Consider the following 14,454-nt stretch of genomic DNA (forward strand, 5'->3'; position numbering starts at 1 on the left):
TCAGTCCAGAGCCCCGCCCGACCGGCATACCGCTGTCGCCGACCGGCCTTGCCGGTGCCGGTGCCGGCGACAGCAGTGGTCTGCATCAGACCACGTTGAACACATGACGCAGGTAGGCGACGAAGTTTTCGTCACGGCATTGAGTCTTGCCCGGGCTGTCGGAAATTTTCGCCACCGGCGCGCCGTTGCAGGCGGTCATCTTGATCACGATGTTCATCGGTGTCACATCGGGAATGTCGCAGGTGAGATGGGTGCCGATGCCGAAGCTGACGTTGATGCGCTCATGCAAGGCGCGGTAGAGCTGCAGCATCTTGGCGAAGTCCAGGCCGTCGGAGAAGATCAGGGTCTTGCTCGACGGATCGATGCCCAGGCGCTGATAGTGGGCGATGGCTTTTTCCGCCCAGGCCAGCGGATCGCCCGAGTCGTGACGCAGGCCATCGAAGAGCTTGCCGAAATACAGATCGAAGTCCCTGACGAACGCATCCATGCCGATACAGTCGGTCAGGGCAATGCCCAGCAAGCCGCGATATTCGCGCACCCAACATTCCAGTGCGGCCACTTGGCTGTCGACCAGGCGCGGACCGAGTTGCTGGTGGGCCATGAACCACTCGTGGGCCATGGTGCCGATCGGCCGAAGTTCATATTCACGGGCCAGGTGCACGTTGCTGGTGCCGACGAAACGGCCCGGAAAATCGTGCTTGAGGATGCGTACCACCTGCTCCTGGACCGGATAGGAGAATCGACGGCGGGTACCGAAGTCGGCCAGTTGCAAGCCCGCCAGTTCATCGGCGCTGGCTTCGCGCTTGAGCCAGTCGAGCTTTTGATACAGGCGTTCGCCGACCTGCTCCATGGTCACTTCCCGATAGCGGTAGCGGTTGCGCACCTCGGAGACGATCGCCAGCAGAGGGATTTCGTAAAGGATCACGTGCAACCAGGGCCCGCGCACGCGGATCGCCAGTTGCCCGGCATCGTCCAGCCCAACTTGGACATACCGCAGGTTGAAGCGGAACAGGCTGAGAAAGCGGATGAAGTCCGGCTTGATGAAGGGGATCTTCTCCAGATAGGCGAGCTGGTCGTGAGTGACCGAGACATCGGCCAACTGTTCGATCTGATAGCGGATCTCTGCAAGGTAGGGCGACAGGTCTTCGGCGTTGCGGCAGCGGAATTCCCACTCCACCTCGGCGTTAGGGTAGTTGTGCAGCACCGCCTGCATCATGGTGATCTTGTAGAAATCGGTGTCCAGCAAGTTCTGGATGATGCGTGGGGCGAATACGTCGTCGCTCATGGGCGGGTCTCCTTGAGCAGGGCCAGTTGGCGGTCGAGTGCGGCTTCGTCAGGGCATGTCAGCACGCCGGCACGGGTCAATTCGGAGCAGGCGTCTTCGCCGCCCTGGGTGCTCAGGGCGCGGCAGGCTGGGAGGTACAGCAACACCTGGAAACCCGCGCGCCTGAGTTGCAAGGCGGTGGTTCGCACGCAGTAATCCAGCGCCAGGCCGCCGACGATCACCGTTTCCACGCCTTGCACCTTGAGAAATTCGATCGCCCCGGTGGAGCGACGCTCGGCCAGGTCGTGGTAGCAGGCGCCGTAAGGATGCAGATCGGGTTCCACGCCTTTCCAGACGAAGTAGTCGTAGTCGATCGGGGCCGGCAGGCCAGGCAGCAGTTCGAAGCCTGGCGTGCCCGGCACGCAGTGGCTGACCCAGGTCAGGTCGGCGTTGGCCAGCGGCAAGGGTTGCAGCATTTGACTGGCCTCATCGACTGTCCAGGCCGCCTTTGCCGGGTGAGCGTCCTTGCTGCCCAGTCGCAGATCGGCGCGGCGGGCCATGGCATTGAGTGCCGGGACGATCAGATGGCCGCCAGGCACAGGCAGCTCGAGCGGGGCGTTGGCAGTGAAGCCGTTCTGGGCGTCTACGTCGAAACTGGCGATTTTCATCGGAAGGCTCCTCGGCTGGAATGGCTACATAATCCATCTGGTGGTTTAAGTATGTCAAGCGCTTTTATTTATGGGATTTGGCTTGCATCATAAAAAATACCTGGTGGAATATAGGCTGAAAAAAAGGAGTCGGGATGAGTTCGATAGCCGTCATGGCCAGCGTGGACATCGTTGCCTTGCGCCTGGATTTGCAGGCGCAGCGCCTTCAGGTTCTGTTGCATCGCCGCGAACGCGAACCGCATCTGGGCCAATGGGCGTTGCCGGGGGTGATCGTCAATGGCCGTACACCAGACAACAGCTTGGATGCCGCCGCCGCGCGAGCGTTGCAGGAAAAAGCTCAGGTGCTGCCACGGCACCTGGAGCAGGTCGGTACCGAGGGCAATGCGTTTCGCGATCCACGGGGTTGGTCGCTGAGCACCTACTATCTGGCCCTGCTCGATCCGGCACAGGTGCTCGACGGTGAACAGCAGGCGTTCTTCGACCTGGACGACTTGTCGGCGCGCAAAGTGGTGCTGCCATTCGACCACGCCCTGCTGATCCAGCGAGCCTGTGAGCGTCTGGCCGCCAAGAGCCTCTACAGCAGCTTGCCCCTGTACCTGTTACCCGCACGTTTCACCGTGCTCGAGGCGCTGACTGCGACCCAGGCGTGTCTGGGGCGAACGGTCAACAACACCTCATTGCGCAAACGCCTGGAGCGCCTGAAGGACGCGGGCTGGGTGGGTGATACGGGCGAGCGCATTCAGCCACGGTTGGGTCGACCGCAGCAGGTCTACGAGCATCTGCCGCATGCCAACGGGCCGTTTCTGTTCGAGCGCAGTCTGTTGCCGGAGGGCTGAGGGCTCAAGATCGGCGGTTTGCGGTCGATAAACAGGCTTGATCAAACGCTTTGCGGAGACAGGAAATGGTCGGAATCACCGGCGTCAACTTCACGATTCAAGGGACGCAATCCTCTGCTCAGGCCAGTGGAGACAGTGAGCAGACGACTGCAAAGGCGAATACCGTCGAGGTGCAGATGCCCACGCAGGCGAGCAAGGCCGAACAGGCCAAGGCCAGCGAGCAGAGCGATGAGCCAGCGCATATCAAGCAGATGCGTGACCTGATCAAAGAATTGCAGAAGCAGTTGGCCGAGGCACAGAAACGCTTGGCTGAGATTCAGGCGCAGCCGATGGAGGAAAAGGCCAAGATGGCTGCAGTTGCAGGCGCTCAGGGGCAGATCGCGGCTATCAATGGCCAGATTCTCAAGGCCACCGCTGAGTTGCTGAAGGCCCTGACCAAATCGGGTGGCAGCAGCTCGGGCGGTATGGTCAGCACCCAGGCCTGAAACGGGCGGCTCTGGGTGGCCGCCCGCGTGTGTCACTCCACCCGCGCTCGACCCTGGCGATCGGACTTGTACTGCATCGCCACCGCCGGTGCGGCCTTGGCCGACCCGGTTTCCAGCCACTGACGCAGGCGCCCGGCATCGGCGAAGTGGGTGAATTTGCCGTAGGCGTCGAGGATCACCATCGCCACCGGACGGTTGTCCATGCGCGTCAGCAGCACCAGGCAATGCCCTGCTTCATTGGTGAAGCCGGTCTTGGTCAGCTTGATGTCCCAATTGCTCTTGTTGACCAGATGGTCGGTGTTGCGAAAGCCCAGGGTGTAGTTGGGCTTTCTGAACGCCACGGTCTTCTCGCGGGTGGTCGACAGTTCACTGAGCATGGGGTACTTGCGCGAGGCGATCAGCAGCTTGGCCAAGTCGTGGGCGGTGGAGACGTTCTGAGTCGACAGGCCCGTCGGCTCGACATAGCGCGTCTTGCTCATCCCCAGGCTGCGCGCCTTGGCGTTCATCGCTTTGATGAACGCCGGATAGCCGCCAGGATAGTGGTTGGCGAGGCTGTTGGCCGCGCGGTTTTCCGACGACATCAGGGTGATCAGCAAGGTCTCGCGGCGGTTCAGTTCGCTGCCGGGCCTGACCCTGGAAAACACGCCCTTGAGGTCTGGGTTGTTGGCGATGGTCATGGTGAGCATTTCGTCCATCGGCAGTTTGGCGTCGAGCACCACCATCGCGGTCATCAGCTTGGTGACCGAAGCGATAGGAACAACACGATCGGCGTGGCTGGCGTACAGCTCCTTGTTGGTGTTCAGGTCGATCAGCAGCGCGCTGCCGGACGCCAGGTGCAGCTTGGAAGGGTCGCGCTGCTCCTGAATCGAAGACTGCGCAGCCGCAGTCGTCGGGAATGTCATTGTTCCTGTGAGCGCCAGCAGGAGGCTGAAGATGGACAGGGAAGTTTTCACGTTGAGGCTCACTACTCTTGGGTATGTCGTTGCTGGGCAAGGGTTTCCCCTTGGCTGATCGGCGCATTCTGGAGTATGGCCCGATCCCTGTCGAATGCCTTATTCCGAATGGGCGCAAGGTGAAGGAAATTTAATTCTTGTTTCGATTTCGCGCCGGTGACCTGGACAGGTCTACGGGTGGATTCAGCGCTGAGGTGACACCACCTGCAGTTTCTCGCTGCGCTGGAGCGAGGACAGGAAACGTTGCCGCGTTGTACCGCACAACTGGGGTGCGCAACCTGGACGGCGGCCTCGGTCATCCCGCCATATGCGGCCAGATCGAGACACGTTCATCATGCGTTCCTTGGCTGGAGACTACCCAATGCGGATTACCGAGCAGCAATTGCTGCACATACTTCCCAACTCGCGCCCCGTCGCCGAATCGTTCCTGCCCGCCCTCAATGGTGCTGTATCGCAGTGGGAAATCGACTGCCCTCTGCGACTCGCCGCCTTTATCGCCCAGGTGGGACACGAGTCGGCACACTTGTGCTGCCTTGTAGAAAACCTCAACTACAGCGCCGAAGCCTTGTTGCGGACCTGGCCCAAGCGGTTTGACGCGCAGACCGCTAAAGCCTGCGCGCGTCAGCCGGAGAAAGTTGCCAATCATGTCTACAGCGCCCGTATGGGCAATGGTCCGGCAGACTCAGGCGATGGCTGGCGCTATCGCGGGCGCGGTCTGATCCAATTGACCGGACGGGACAACTACCGTGCGGCCGGTAAGGCACTTGGGCTGCCCCTGGAGGAGCAACCGGAACTGCTGGAGGGGGCCGAAGCCGCTGCGCAGTCCGCAGCTTGGTGGTGGGCCAGTCATGGTCTGAATGAACTGGCCGATGTGCAGCGAATCGCCGATATAGGCAGCATCATCAACACCGGCCAGCCCGGACGTGTTGCGCATGGCGCTGCGCAACGGATGGCGCTGTACCAGAGAGCGCTGGAGGTGCTAGGTAAACCGATCGGCTCAGCGTAGCGCAAAAAAAACCCGCCAAAGGCGGGTCAAGAGAGCTTAAGGAGCAACGCAAGAACAGGTGTTTCAGGCGGTCAGCACGTCCGCTTCCAGTCGGTCTGCCATGGCTTGCGCCATGTGCCGCGATGTCACCGGGCCGCCGACCGGTTCGCCATTGCGCACCAGATACCAGCAAGCCAGCAGTCCTTGCGCACGTAGCGTGGCCGGGACTGCACTGCCTACGACTGAGACGATTTGGATAGTGGGCATGATGAACCTCCTGCAGAACATGTTGCTAACTTACCGAGTCCCTGGGGTGGGTGAAAATCAACTTCATCGATAGTGGTCATTAGTTTTATCAACGGTCGCCGTGGCTCACCACCGCGGCGGGCCGTAATACACCGGCGGTGGTCCGTAGTAGCGGCGATACACCGGGGGTGGCGCCGGTACGTAACGTTCGACCACGTAAGGTTGGTAATAACCCGGAGGTGGCGGCGGGGGTGGCGGCGCCTGTACATACACCGGTGGAGGCGCGTAGTAGGTCGGCGCGCGCTCGACATACACCGTGCGGTCATGCCCTCCGTAGACCGTAGCGCCAACGACTGCACCGACCACTGCGGCGCCAAGCACCGGACCTGGACCCCAGCCGTGACCATGGGCCGCCGCAGGGCCGCTGACGGCCAGGGCGCCGACCAGCAGGGCGATTCCGGGGATGAGACGATTCATGAATGGATCCTCGCGATGACCCCACCTATGGGGCTTGCTCATAAGACCGGGAAAACCGTCAAGCCAGTGCGAAGACAAGGTAAAGGTTATGTAAGGACGACAGGCGGTCGTCTCTGCTACGCTGCGCGAATCGATTCAGCTCGCAAGGACTTCCGCTAAGATGACCATCGCACCCAGCAGGGACACCACACTGTGCATTTCATTGGCCGGTCGGCCGGGCACCTTTGGCGTGCGCTTTCACAATCATCTCTACCAGCAGTTAGGTCTGGACTATTACTACAAGGCCATGACCACCGAGGACCTGCCGGCCGCAGTGGCCGGCATCCGCGCCCTGGGCATTCGCGGCTGTGGCGTATCCATGCCCTACAAAGAGGCGTGCATGGCGCTGGTGGACGAAATCGATCCCTCCGCTGCGGCGATCGAATCGGTCAATACGCTGGTCAACACGCAGGGCCGTCTGAAAGCCTACAACACTGACTACCTGGCGGTGCGCCAGTTGTTGGAGCAGCACGGGCTCGACCCGCAAACGGCCTTCGCCCTACGCGGCAGCGGCGGCATGGCCAAGGCGGTAGCCAGTGCCTTGCGCGATGCCGGATTCAATCAGGGGCTGATCGTCGCCCGCAACGAGCAGGCAGGGCGCCAGTTGGCAGATGTCTGCGGTTACGCCTGGCAGCCCGAGCTGGGCGACCTGTGTCCGCCGATGCTGATCAACGTCACGCCCATCGGGATGGCCGGTGGCGCGGACGCGCAGGCGCTTGCCTTCCCGCATGCGGCGGTCGCCGCTGCCGAGCGGGTATTCGATGTGGTGGCATTGCCGGTCCGTACGCCCTTGGTGCAACTGGCCGAGAAGCTGTGTAAACCTGTGATCACAGGGTTGGAGGTGATCGCGTTGCAGGCGCTCGAGCAGTTCGTGTTGTACACCGGGATCAGGCCGACGCCCGAGCAAGTCGAATCCGCCGTGGCCTACGCACGGGAAGGTTAAGCGGCCATCACGGATCAGCCCGTGATGGCCGCTACAGGTTCAGACAACCTGTTGTCCCCGGTCCAAGCGCTCATCCACGAGCGCCCGTCCGTGCGCCAGTGACACATGCTGGGCGTTCTCCAGATCCGAGAAGAACTTCATGGGTATCGAGAAGCGTCGGCTGGTATGACCCTCTGGATCAGTGATCAGGCAGCCAGCGGCGTAGGGCAGGGGAGAGTCAGGGTGCGGCATCACGCTGGCGGTGATGGTGTGATCGCGGTACTCGCAATGAAGGGATTGCATCGTGATTACCTCGCTGTGGTGGTGTGCAAGGGCCTCTTGCTATGTACCACAACGAAGGGCCGGAAGTTCCCGGCCCCGACGAGCGTGTGGGCTGGAGTCAGCCTTTGAGCTCGGTAGGTTGGATCACCTCGACCCAGTAGCCGTCCGGATCCTTGATGAAAGCCAAGTGGTTCATCCGCCCGTCCTGCAGGCGTTTCTGGAAGGGCACGCGGAGCGCTTCAAAGCGCTCGCAGGCGATGCGTACATCGGGTACCGAGACACAGATGTGACCAAAGCCGCGTGGATCGGTATTGCCATCATGGTAGGCAAACTCGGGATCTTTCTCGGTGCCGTAGTTGTGGGTCAGTTCCAGAACACCGGGAATTGATTTCATCCACTGGTGACGTGCGGCGTCATCGACGGGAATCTGTGCCGGATCCACCAAGGCCAGGAAGTACAGGCTGAACTCGGCAGCGGGGAAGTCACGTTTGTCGACAACGCGAAAACCCAGAACGCGGGTGTAGAAGTCCAACGACTTCTCGATGTCCTTGACCCGCAGCATGGTGTGGTTGAACACGAACTGGGCGGTTGCGCTGTCGGGCTGGGCAGTAACGCCAGGCAGTGTTTGCAGATCATTCAGGCTCATGGGAACTCCACAGACGGGGTCGACAGCTGAGTGTCGACGGAAAAACAGAACGCCCATGATACGGCACTGAACCGATTGCGCAAACGAAAGCGCCCTGCATGAGCAGGGCGCTGGAATTAGAGGCCCGCATGTGCGGGCGCTTGATGGGGTCGCTAATCCTTTAGCTGGTTCAATATTCGCCCACGGCTTGTGAAAAAACTGTGAAGCGGGCGTTGACGTTTCATCAGCGAACCCAAGAATCCACGGTGGCTGCACCGTACTGTTCTTTCCAGGCCTTGAGGCCGCGATGGTTGCCCCCTTTAGTTTCGATCAGCTCGCCGGTATTCGGGTTTTCGTAGACCTTGACCACACGAGGCCTGCGATGCTGTTTCGGCGCACTCCCTGTCGTCTTTGCGGGCGCTTTGGAGGCCTTTGGATCAAGGATCGCGACGATTTCACGCAGGCCCTTGTCATAGGTCTTCATCAGCCCGAGAAGTTTCTGTTCGAATTCCATTTCACGTTTGAGACTGGAATCCTTTTTCATGGCTTCCAGTTGGGCGATTTGCTCCTGGAGTGCTTTTTCCGCTGCGCGAAACTCTGCAAGTCTGGACACTATGATTACTCCCGTCAGTGGGCGCGGCAGGCTGTAAAAAGCATGCTCGAACAATTAAGGCTGGCCGCTTGGATAGAGAAACTGCTTATGTGTTGGGAGTGTAGTCGGGTGCTGGAGTTCGGTAAACCTCAACTTTTATATCTGAATGTTTGAACTTTCCCGTTAGCCCGTGCTGCATCTTTGGGGTGTTTATCGCATTCATCCGTGGTCGGGATTCAGCCTTCGGAACGGGATGCAAACCGATGCATAACGTGTTGCGCTAATCCGGCGCTCGATCCCGATTGCCGGTCTGGCACCGAAAACGCGCTCACGCCAGCGCCGAGATCGAGCACGCTGGCCCTGTGCGCCCCATGCCGGCGCGTACTCTTCATCATTGTTCATGCGCGCGGTTGGCCCGCAACCTGCAATATCTCGATGGCGATCTCGCACAGGCCACCCACACCCAGCCTCGCACTTAGGCGCGTCGGTGACTCGAAGGTGGCCCGGACCACGGATTTCAGGGGCGGCAGGATGGCGTTCGCGCTACAACTCGATAATTTGCACCATGACCAAGGCTGGAGTGCGTTCCTGCAGTTGCGCTTTGTTCAACGCGAAACTGTGACTCGTCTTGGTGCGCGCAAGCATTTTGGCCCTCTTCTGGTGCAGCGCCCGTTCTATCCGGAGGGCGCGCCCTGTCACGTCTATATTCTCCATCCACCCGGCGGCATCGTGGCCGGTGACCGTCTGGAGCTCGACATACAGTTGGAGTCGGGCAGCCATGCCTTGCTCACCATGCCCGGCGCGAGCAAGTTCTACCGCAGTATCGGGCCGACCGCCCAGGTCGCCCAACATTTCCATCTGCAGGCCGGCAGCACACTGGAGTGGCTGCCCCAGGACAGCATCCTGTTCGACGGGGCCCGAGTGCGCCTGGAGAGTCGTTTCACGCTTGAGCCTGGCGCTCGGTTACTGGCCTGGGAAACGCTGTGCCTGGGCCGACCAGCCATGAACGAACGTTTCGATCACGGCGCCCTGGACAGTTGCTTGCGCATCGACCTGCCGGACGATCCAGGCCTGCACGAGCGCTTGCGCATCGAAGGCGGGCGGCTGGAAAAGCTCGGCGGTCACCCCCTCGTGGCGACGTTCTGCGCCGCGCCGGCCAATACGCACCTGCTCGACCAGGTGCGTCAGTTGCTCGAGGAACTGAACATCCCGGCTGGCGCCACGCTGCTTGGGCCTTTACTGGTCATCCGCCTGCTCGACCACGACAACCAACACTTGCAACGTACCCTGCAGCGCCTCTGGCATGTGCTGCGCCCGGCCGTTCTCGGCCTGGCACCGTGCCCGCCGCGCATCTGGGCCACCTGAGAGAGCCCGCCATGGAGCTGACCCCCCGAGAGAAAGACAAACTGCTGCTGTTCACCGCCGCGCTGGTGGCCGAGCGTCGCCTGGCCCGTGGACTGCAGCTCAACTACCCCGAAGCGGTGGCGCTGATAAGTGCTGCGGTGATGGAAGGCGCCCGCGATGGCCGTACTGTCGCGGAACTGATGAGTCTGGGACGCGAGGTGTTGAGGCGCGATCAGGTCATGGACGGCGTGCCGGAGATGATCCATGACATCCAGGTCGAAGCGACCTTTCCTGACGGCACCAAGCTGGTGACCGTGCACGAGCCGATCGTCTGAACCTGCCCAGGAGGCAAGCATGATTCCCGGAGAAATCCAGGTCGCCGCGGGCGACATCGAACTCAACGTCGGCCGCGAGCGGGTCAGCGTCAGTGTGGCCAACCACGGCGACCGCCCTGTCCAGGTCGGCTCGCACTATCACTTCTTCGAGGTCAACCAGGCGCTGGTCTTCGAACGCGCACCGACGCGCGGGTTTCGCCTGGACATTCCCGCCGGCACAGCCGTGCGCTTCGAGCCTGGTCAATCGCGCACCGTGCAGCTGGTGAGCTACGCCGGCAAGCGCGAAGTCTATGGTTTCCAAGGCCAGGTGATGGGCACGCTGGAGGGCAGGCCATGAGCCGCATTTCTCGGCGGGCTTACGCCGACATGTTCGGCCCCACCGTGGGCGACCGCGTACGCCTGGCCGATACGGCGCTGTGGGTCGAGGTGGAAAAGGACTTCACGCTGTATGGCGAAGAGGTCAAGTTCGGCGGTGGCAAGGTGATTCGCGACGGCATGGGTCAAGGGCAGATGGTCGCTGCCGACGCGGTCGATCTGGTGCTGACCAACGCGCTGATCATCGACCACTGGGGGATCGTCAAAGCCGACATCGGCGTACGTGGCGGGCGCATCGTGGCCATCGGCAAGGCTGGCAACCCCGATGTGCAACCTGGGGTCACCATCCCGATCGGCGCCTGCACCGAGGTGATCGCCGCCGAAGGCAAGATCGTCACCGCCGGCGGCATCGACAGCCACATTCACTTCATCTGTCCGCAGCAGGTTGATGAAGCGCTGGCCAGCGGCGTCACCACCTTCATTGGCGGCGGAACCGGACCTGCTACCGGCACCAACGCCACCACCTGCACCCCGGGCCCCTGGTACTTGGCACGCATGCTCCAGGCCGCGGACTGTCTGCCGATCAACATCGGCTTGCTGGGCAAGGGCAATGTCTCCAGACCCGAGCCCCTGCGCGAGCAGGTTGCCGCCGGAGCCATGGGCATGAAGCTGCACGAGGACTGGGGTTCTACGCCGGCGGCCATCGATTGCTGCATGGGCGTGGCCGAGGAAATGGACATTCAGGTGGCCATTCACAGTGATACCCTCAACGAGTCCGGCTGTATCGAGGACACCCTGGCGGCCATCGGCGACCGCACCATCCACACCTTCCACACCGAGGGTGCTGGTGGCGGGCATGCACCGGACATCATCCGCGCAGCCGGCCAGGCCAACGTGCTGCCATCCTCGACCAATCCGACACTGCCCTACACCCGCAACACCGTCGATGAGCACCTGGACATGCTCATGGTCTGCCATCACCTGGACCCGAGCATCGCCGAAGACGTGGCCTTCGCCGAGTCGCGCATCCGCCGCGAAACCATCGCCGCCGAAGACATCCTTCACGACATGGGGGCGTTTTCCATGACCTCCTCCGACTCCCAGGCCATGGGCCGGGTGGGCGAGGTGGTGCTGCGTACCTGGCAGGTGGCGCACCAGATGAAGCTGCGTCGCGGCCCGCTGGCACCCGATGGCGACTACAGCGACAACTTCCGGGTGAAGCGCTACATCGCCAAGTACACCCTCAATCCGGCGCTCAGCCATGGCATCGCCCACGAAGTGGGCTCGGTGGAAGTGGGCAAGCTGGCCGACCTGGTGCTCTGGTCGCCCGCCTTCTTCGCCGTCAAGCCGGCGCTGGTGATCAAGGGTGGGATGATCGTCACCGCCCCCATGGGCGACGTTAACGGCTCGATCCCCACGCCGCAACCGGTGCATTACCGGCCGATGTTCGGCAGTTTCGGCGATGCGCGCCACGCCACGCGCATGACCTTTCTGCCCCAGGCCGCCCTGGATCGCGGGCTGCCCGACGAGCTGGGGCTGCGCAGCCTCATCGGCGTGACCCGAGGCTGTCGTCGGGTGCGCAAGGCGGACATGGTGCATAACGGCCTGCAACCGGTGATCGAAGTCGATGCCCAGACCTACCAGGTGCGTGCCGATGGCGAACTGCTGGTCTGTGAGCCGGCCAGCGAACTGCCGCTGGCCCAGCGCTATTTTCTGTTTTGAAGGAGCAAGCATGATTGTCCTGACTCGCCGCATCGCCGAGGCCGCCTCGGTGACCGGCACCGTTACCTTGGACGTGGACAGCCGGATCAAGAGCCGCCTGCGCGTGACCCTCGATGATGGCCGTGAGGCCGGCCTGATGCTGGCGCGCGGGCATTTGCTGCGCGGCGGTGAACTGCTCGCCGATGCCGATGGCCTGCACGCAGTGCGCGTGCTGGCGGCGCCCGAGCAGGTGTCGACGGTGCGCTGCGCCGATCCGCTGCTGCTGGCCCGTGCCGCCTATCACCTGGGCAACCGTCACGTACCGCTGCAGATCGAGCCTGGCCTGCTGCGCTACCAGCACGACCATGTGCTGGACGAAATGGTCAGCGGCCTGGGCCTCGATGTGCTGCAGGAGCAGGCGCCGTTCGAGCCGGAGGCGGGCGCCTATCAGAGCGCTGCGCACGGACACAACCACAATCACCCCTTCGTCCGCCTGTAAATCTATTGAAGAACTGCCTTGGAGCACACGATGAAAAAAGCCCTAGCCCTCGCGTTGCTGATGATTGCCCTGCCAGCCTTCGCTCATCCCGGTCACGACAGCAACCCGTTGCAGGATGGCCTGCTGCACCCCTTGACCGGCCTGGACCATCTGCTGATGTTGCTGGGGACCGGCGTACTGGCCGCGCTGACGGGCCGTACCCTGTCGCTGCCTCTGGCCACGCTGTCGGCGATGTTCGGCGGCGCTGTGCTGGGTCATCTGTTCGGTGACCTGGTCGGTGTCGAAACCCTGATCACCCTGTCGCTGGTCGTGGCTGCCGGCGCACTGCTGCTGCCCAGCCGGCAAATGCTGCTGGCCTTGGTCATGCCGGTGTTCGCCCTGTTCCACGGCTGGGCCCACGGTGTCGAGGCCACCCCGAGCGCATTCTGGGTGTTCAGCGCAGGTTTCGTCAGCGTCAGCGCGTTGCTGTTGGTGGCCGGCTTCGGCGTCGGTTGCCTGCTGCGTCGCCATAGTAAGTTGCAGCAGTTGTTCGGCGGCGGCCTGCTGGCGGGCGCTGCCTTCGTGCTGGTCGGCTGATGAGCGCCGACCTGGCGCTGCTGCGCCTGCTGCAACTGGCCAGCCCCGGCCTGCCAGTGGGTGGCTTCACCTATTCGCAGGGCCTCGAGTGGGCCGTGGAAGCAGGCTGGGTGCGTGATACCGCGGGCTTCTGCACCTGGCAGCGCGAGCAACTGCACGACACCCTCGGCGGGCTGGACTGGCCGCTGTTGGCGCGCTTGTATCAGGCCTGCCAAGACGATGATGCCGACGCCTTCGGCCATTGGACCCGCTTCCTCCTGGCCAACCGCGAGACGGCCGAGCTGCGCCTGGAGGAGCGCCAGCGCGGCAGCGCGTTTGCGCGTCTGCTCGACGGCTGGCAACTCGCTCAGGCCCCGGCCTGGCGCGACAGTCTCGAGCTGTCGCAGCTCGGCGGCATGGCCTGGCTGGGCGCGCACTGGGCCATTCCCTTGCGCGACTTGGCCCTGGGCCACGGCTTCGCCTGGCTGGAAGGTGCGGTGATGGCCGGAGTCAAGCTGGTGCCGTTCGGCCAGCAGGCGGCCCAGACCCTGCTACGCGATCTGAGCGCCGAGTTGCCCACTGTGCTCGATCAGGCGCTGATACTCGAAGACCACCAGCTCGGCGGCGGACTGCCGTTGCTGGCCATTGCTTCTTCGCGTCACGAAACCCAATACACCCGATTGTTCCGTTCTTGAGGACTACCTGCATGCAAAGCTATCAGCAACCCCTGCGCGTCGGTGTCGGCGGCCCGGTAGGCTCAGGCAAGACCGCGCTGCTCGAAGCGCTGTGCAAAGCCATGCGCGATCACTACCACATCGCCGTGGTCACCAACGATATCTACACCAAGGAAGACCAGCGCATCCTGACCGAAGCCGGCGCGCTGGAGCCCGAGCGTATCGTCGGTGTGGAAACCGGCGGCTGCCCGCATACCGCAATCCGTGAGGACGCCTCGATGAACCTGGCGGCGGTAGAAGCGCTGGCGCGCAAGTTCGGCAACCTGGAAGTGATCTTCGTCGAGAGCGGTGGCGACAACCTCAGCGCCACCTTCAGCCCCGAGTTGGCCGACCTGACGATCTATGTGATCGATGTGGCCGAAGGCGAGAAGATTCCACGCAAGGGTGGACCGGGGATCACCAAGTCGGACTTCCTGGTCATCAACAAGACGGACTTGGCGCCTTACGTGGGTGCGTCGCTGGAGGTGATGGAGCGCGATACCAACCGCATGCGCCCAGCGCGGCCGTGGACGTTCAGCAACCTGAAGAAAGGCGAAGGCTTGCAGGCGATCATCGATTTCATCGTTGATCGCGGCATGCTCGGGGTCAGGGGGTAGT

Annotated in this window: 20 protein-coding genes; 12 read left to right on the forward strand and 8 right to left on the reverse strand. The window is 62.5% G+C overall.

Features of this window, described 5'->3' with window-relative positions:
- Nucleotides 1–85: 85 nt before the first annotated feature.
- Both pncB and Q6A47_RS10870 read right to left on the reverse strand, forming a co-directional pair.
- Nucleotides 86–1,285 carry a nicotinate phosphoribosyltransferase gene (gene pncB / locus Q6A47_RS10865; RefSeq protein WP_304484309.1) on the reverse strand — a complete coding sequence of 400 codons (1,200 nt, stop codon included), beginning with the start codon at nt 1,283–1,285 and terminating at the stop codon, nt 86–88.
- Nucleotides 1,282–1,932: a nicotinamidase gene (locus tag Q6A47_RS10870; RefSeq protein ID WP_029614837.1), complete on the reverse strand. Its 651-nt coding sequence runs from the start codon at nt 1,930–1,932 to the stop codon at nt 1,282–1,284. The genes pncB and Q6A47_RS10870 overlap by 4 nt, the downstream gene beginning before the upstream one ends.
- Before the next feature lie 134 nt (nt 1,933–2,066).
- Here Q6A47_RS10870 and Q6A47_RS10875 point away from each other — a divergent pair, with 134 nt between their 5' ends.
- Together Q6A47_RS10875 and Q6A47_RS10880 are read left to right on the forward strand one after the other, a co-directional pair.
- Nucleotides 2,067–2,768 carry an NUDIX domain-containing protein gene (locus Q6A47_RS10875; RefSeq protein WP_116887998.1) on the forward strand — a complete coding sequence of 234 codons (702 nt, stop codon included), beginning with the start codon at nt 2,067–2,069 and terminating at the stop codon, nt 2,766–2,768.
- 65 nt (nt 2,769–2,833) lie between these two features.
- Nucleotides 2,834–3,253 carry a hypothetical protein gene (locus tag Q6A47_RS10880; RefSeq protein WP_039577044.1) on the forward strand — a complete coding sequence of 140 codons (420 nt, stop codon included), beginning with the start codon at nt 2,834–2,836 and terminating at the stop codon, nt 3,251–3,253.
- A 32-nt stretch (nt 3,254–3,285) separates the two neighbouring features.
- Here Q6A47_RS10880 and pbpG read toward each other — a convergent pair whose 3' ends face one another.
- A complete protein-coding gene (gene pbpG / locus Q6A47_RS10885; RefSeq protein WP_039583114.1) occupies nt 3,286–4,206 on the reverse strand; it encodes a D-alanyl-D-alanine endopeptidase in 921 nt (306 codons plus the stop codon).
- Nucleotides 4,207–4,567: 361 nt separating this feature from the next.
- Between pbpG and Q6A47_RS10890 the strand changes: the two genes are divergently transcribed.
- On the forward strand, nt 4,568–5,212 hold the full coding sequence (locus Q6A47_RS10890; protein WP_304484310.1) for a glycoside hydrolase family 19 protein: 645 nt from the start codon (nt 4,568–4,570) through the stop codon (nt 5,210–5,212).
- Between the two features lie 63 nt (nt 5,213–5,275).
- On the opposite strand, the gene Q6A47_RS10895 is transcribed toward Q6A47_RS10890, so the two are convergent.
- Entirely contained in the window at nt 5,276–5,458 is a 183-nt protein-coding gene (locus Q6A47_RS10895; protein ID WP_029614841.1) for a hypothetical protein, read from the reverse strand.
- 105 nt (nt 5,459–5,563) lie between these two features.
- A complete protein-coding gene (locus Q6A47_RS10900; RefSeq protein WP_039577049.1) occupies nt 5,564–5,914 on the reverse strand; it encodes a hypothetical protein in 351 nt (116 codons plus the stop codon).
- A gap of 160 nt (nt 5,915–6,074) precedes the next feature.
- Between Q6A47_RS10900 and Q6A47_RS10905 the strand changes: the two genes are divergently transcribed.
- A complete protein-coding gene (locus Q6A47_RS10905; RefSeq protein WP_304484311.1) occupies nt 6,075–6,896 on the forward strand; it encodes a shikimate 5-dehydrogenase in 822 nt (273 codons plus the stop codon).
- Nucleotides 6,897–6,935: 39 nt separating this feature from the next.
- Here the strand turns inward: Q6A47_RS10905 and Q6A47_RS10910 are convergent, their stop codons facing one another.
- The 3 genes from Q6A47_RS10910 to Q6A47_RS10920 form a co-directional block, all read right to left on the reverse strand.
- Complete coding sequence (locus Q6A47_RS10910; protein WP_029614844.1) at nt 6,936–7,178, reverse strand: hypothetical protein; 243 nt, start codon at nt 7,176–7,178, stop codon at nt 6,936–6,938.
- Between the two features lie 97 nt (nt 7,179–7,275).
- On the reverse strand, nt 7,276–7,803 hold the full coding sequence (gene gloA, locus Q6A47_RS10915; protein ID WP_304484312.1) for a lactoylglutathione lyase: 528 nt from the start codon (nt 7,801–7,803) through the stop codon (nt 7,276–7,278).
- Between the two features lie 223 nt (nt 7,804–8,026).
- Entirely contained in the window at nt 8,027–8,395 is a 369-nt protein-coding gene (locus tag Q6A47_RS10920) for a histone-like nucleoid-structuring protein, MvaT/MvaU family (RefSeq protein ID WP_304484313.1), read from the reverse strand.
- 510 nt (nt 8,396–8,905) lie between these two features.
- On the opposite strand from Q6A47_RS10920, the gene Q6A47_RS10925 reads away from it, so the two are divergent.
- The 8 genes from Q6A47_RS10925 to ureG are packed head-to-tail and all read left to right on the forward strand — an operon-like array spanning nt 8,906 to nt 14,453.
- On the forward strand, nt 8,906–9,739 hold the full coding sequence (locus tag Q6A47_RS10925) for an urease accessory protein UreD (RefSeq protein WP_304484314.1): 834 nt from the start codon (nt 8,906–8,908) through the stop codon (nt 9,737–9,739).
- Nucleotides 9,740–9,750: 11 nt separating this feature from the next.
- Nucleotides 9,751–10,053 (forward strand): urease subunit gamma, encoded by a 303-nt coding sequence (locus Q6A47_RS10930; RefSeq protein WP_029614848.1) that lies wholly within the window; start codon nt 9,751–9,753, stop codon nt 10,051–10,053.
- Between the two features lie 19 nt (nt 10,054–10,072).
- A complete protein-coding gene (locus Q6A47_RS10935) occupies nt 10,073–10,390 on the forward strand; it encodes an urease subunit beta (protein ID WP_304484315.1) in 318 nt (105 codons plus the stop codon).
- The gene (ureC, locus tag Q6A47_RS10940; RefSeq protein WP_116888001.1) at nt 10,387–12,090 is read left to right on the forward strand and encodes an urease subunit alpha; all 1,704 of its coding nucleotides are present in this window, start codon (nt 10,387–10,389) and stop codon (nt 12,088–12,090) included. Before Q6A47_RS10935 ends, ureC begins: the two co-directional genes overlap by 4 nt.
- A 10-nt stretch (nt 12,091–12,100) precedes the next feature.
- Nucleotides 12,101–12,568: an urease accessory protein UreE gene (ureE, locus tag Q6A47_RS10945; protein WP_295481494.1), complete on the forward strand. Its 468-nt coding sequence runs from the start codon at nt 12,101–12,103 to the stop codon at nt 12,566–12,568.
- 30 nt (nt 12,569–12,598) lie between these two features.
- Nucleotides 12,599–13,144 (forward strand): HupE/UreJ family protein, encoded by a 546-nt coding sequence (locus Q6A47_RS10950; protein ID WP_039577069.1) that lies wholly within the window; start codon nt 12,599–12,601, stop codon nt 13,142–13,144.
- Nucleotides 13,144–13,818: an urease accessory protein UreF gene (locus Q6A47_RS10955; RefSeq protein WP_039577072.1), complete on the forward strand. Its 675-nt coding sequence runs from the start codon at nt 13,144–13,146 to the stop codon at nt 13,816–13,818. Before Q6A47_RS10950 ends, Q6A47_RS10955 begins: the two co-directional genes overlap by 1 nt.
- Nucleotides 13,819–13,829: 11 nt before the next feature.
- On the forward strand, nt 13,830–14,453 hold the full coding sequence (gene ureG / locus Q6A47_RS10960) for an urease accessory protein UreG (RefSeq protein WP_295481499.1): 624 nt from the start codon (nt 13,830–13,832) through the stop codon (nt 14,451–14,453).
- Nucleotide 14,454: the final 1 nt, after the last annotated feature.

This window comes from Pseudomonas boreofloridensis (assembly GCF_030580795.1).
GTDB classification, from domain to species: Bacteria; Pseudomonadota; Gammaproteobacteria; order Pseudomonadales; family Pseudomonadaceae; genus Aquipseudomonas; species Aquipseudomonas boreofloridensis.

Bases quoted from the DNA above. Each gene is read 5' to 3' on its own strand.
- pncB (WP_304484309.1), bottom strand. From the start codon at position 1,285: ATGAGCGACGACGTATTCGCCCCACGCATCATCCAGAACTTGCTGGAC.
- Q6A47_RS10870 (WP_029614837.1), bottom strand. From the start codon at position 1,932: ATGAAAATCGCCAGTTTCGACGTAGACGCCCAGAACGGCTTCACTGCC.
- Q6A47_RS10875 (WP_116887998.1), top strand. From the start codon at position 2,067: ATGAGTTCGATAGCCGTCATGGCCAGCGTGGACATCGTTGCCTTGCGC.
- Q6A47_RS10880 (WP_039577044.1), top strand. From the start codon at position 2,834: ATGGTCGGAATCACCGGCGTCAACTTCACGATTCAAGGGACGCAATCC.
- Q6A47_RS10890 (WP_304484310.1), top strand. From the start codon at position 4,568: ATGCGGATTACCGAGCAGCAATTGCTGCACATACTTCCCAACTCGCGC.
- Q6A47_RS10895 (WP_029614841.1), bottom strand. From the start codon at position 5,458: ATGCCCACTATCCAAATCGTCTCAGTCGTAGGCAGTGCAGTCCCGGCC.
- Q6A47_RS10900 (WP_039577049.1), bottom strand. From the start codon at position 5,914: ATGAATCGTCTCATCCCCGGAATCGCCCTGCTGGTCGGCGCCCTGGCC.
- Q6A47_RS10905 (WP_304484311.1), top strand. From the start codon at position 6,075: ATGACCATCGCACCCAGCAGGGACACCACACTGTGCATTTCATTGGCC.
- Q6A47_RS10910 (WP_029614844.1), bottom strand. From the start codon at position 7,178: ATGCAATCCCTTCATTGCGAGTACCGCGATCACACCATCACCGCCAGC.
- gloA (WP_304484312.1), bottom strand. From the start codon at position 7,803: ATGAGCCTGAATGATCTGCAAACACTGCCTGGCGTTACTGCCCAGCCC.
- Q6A47_RS10925 (WP_304484314.1), top strand. From the start codon at position 8,906: ATGGCGTTCGCGCTACAACTCGATAATTTGCACCATGACCAAGGCTGG.
- Q6A47_RS10930 (WP_029614848.1), top strand. From the start codon at position 9,751: ATGGAGCTGACCCCCCGAGAGAAAGACAAACTGCTGCTGTTCACCGCC.
- Q6A47_RS10935 (WP_304484315.1), top strand. From the start codon at position 10,073: ATGATTCCCGGAGAAATCCAGGTCGCCGCGGGCGACATCGAACTCAAC.
- ureC (WP_116888001.1), top strand. From the start codon at position 10,387: ATGAGCCGCATTTCTCGGCGGGCTTACGCCGACATGTTCGGCCCCACC.
- ureE (WP_295481494.1), top strand. From the start codon at position 12,101: ATGATTGTCCTGACTCGCCGCATCGCCGAGGCCGCCTCGGTGACCGGC.
- Q6A47_RS10950 (WP_039577069.1), top strand. From the start codon at position 12,599: ATGAAAAAAGCCCTAGCCCTCGCGTTGCTGATGATTGCCCTGCCAGCC.
- Q6A47_RS10955 (WP_039577072.1), top strand. From the start codon at position 13,144: ATGAGCGCCGACCTGGCGCTGCTGCGCCTGCTGCAACTGGCCAGCCCC.
- ureG (WP_295481499.1), top strand. From the start codon at position 13,830: ATGCAAAGCTATCAGCAACCCCTGCGCGTCGGTGTCGGCGGCCCGGTA.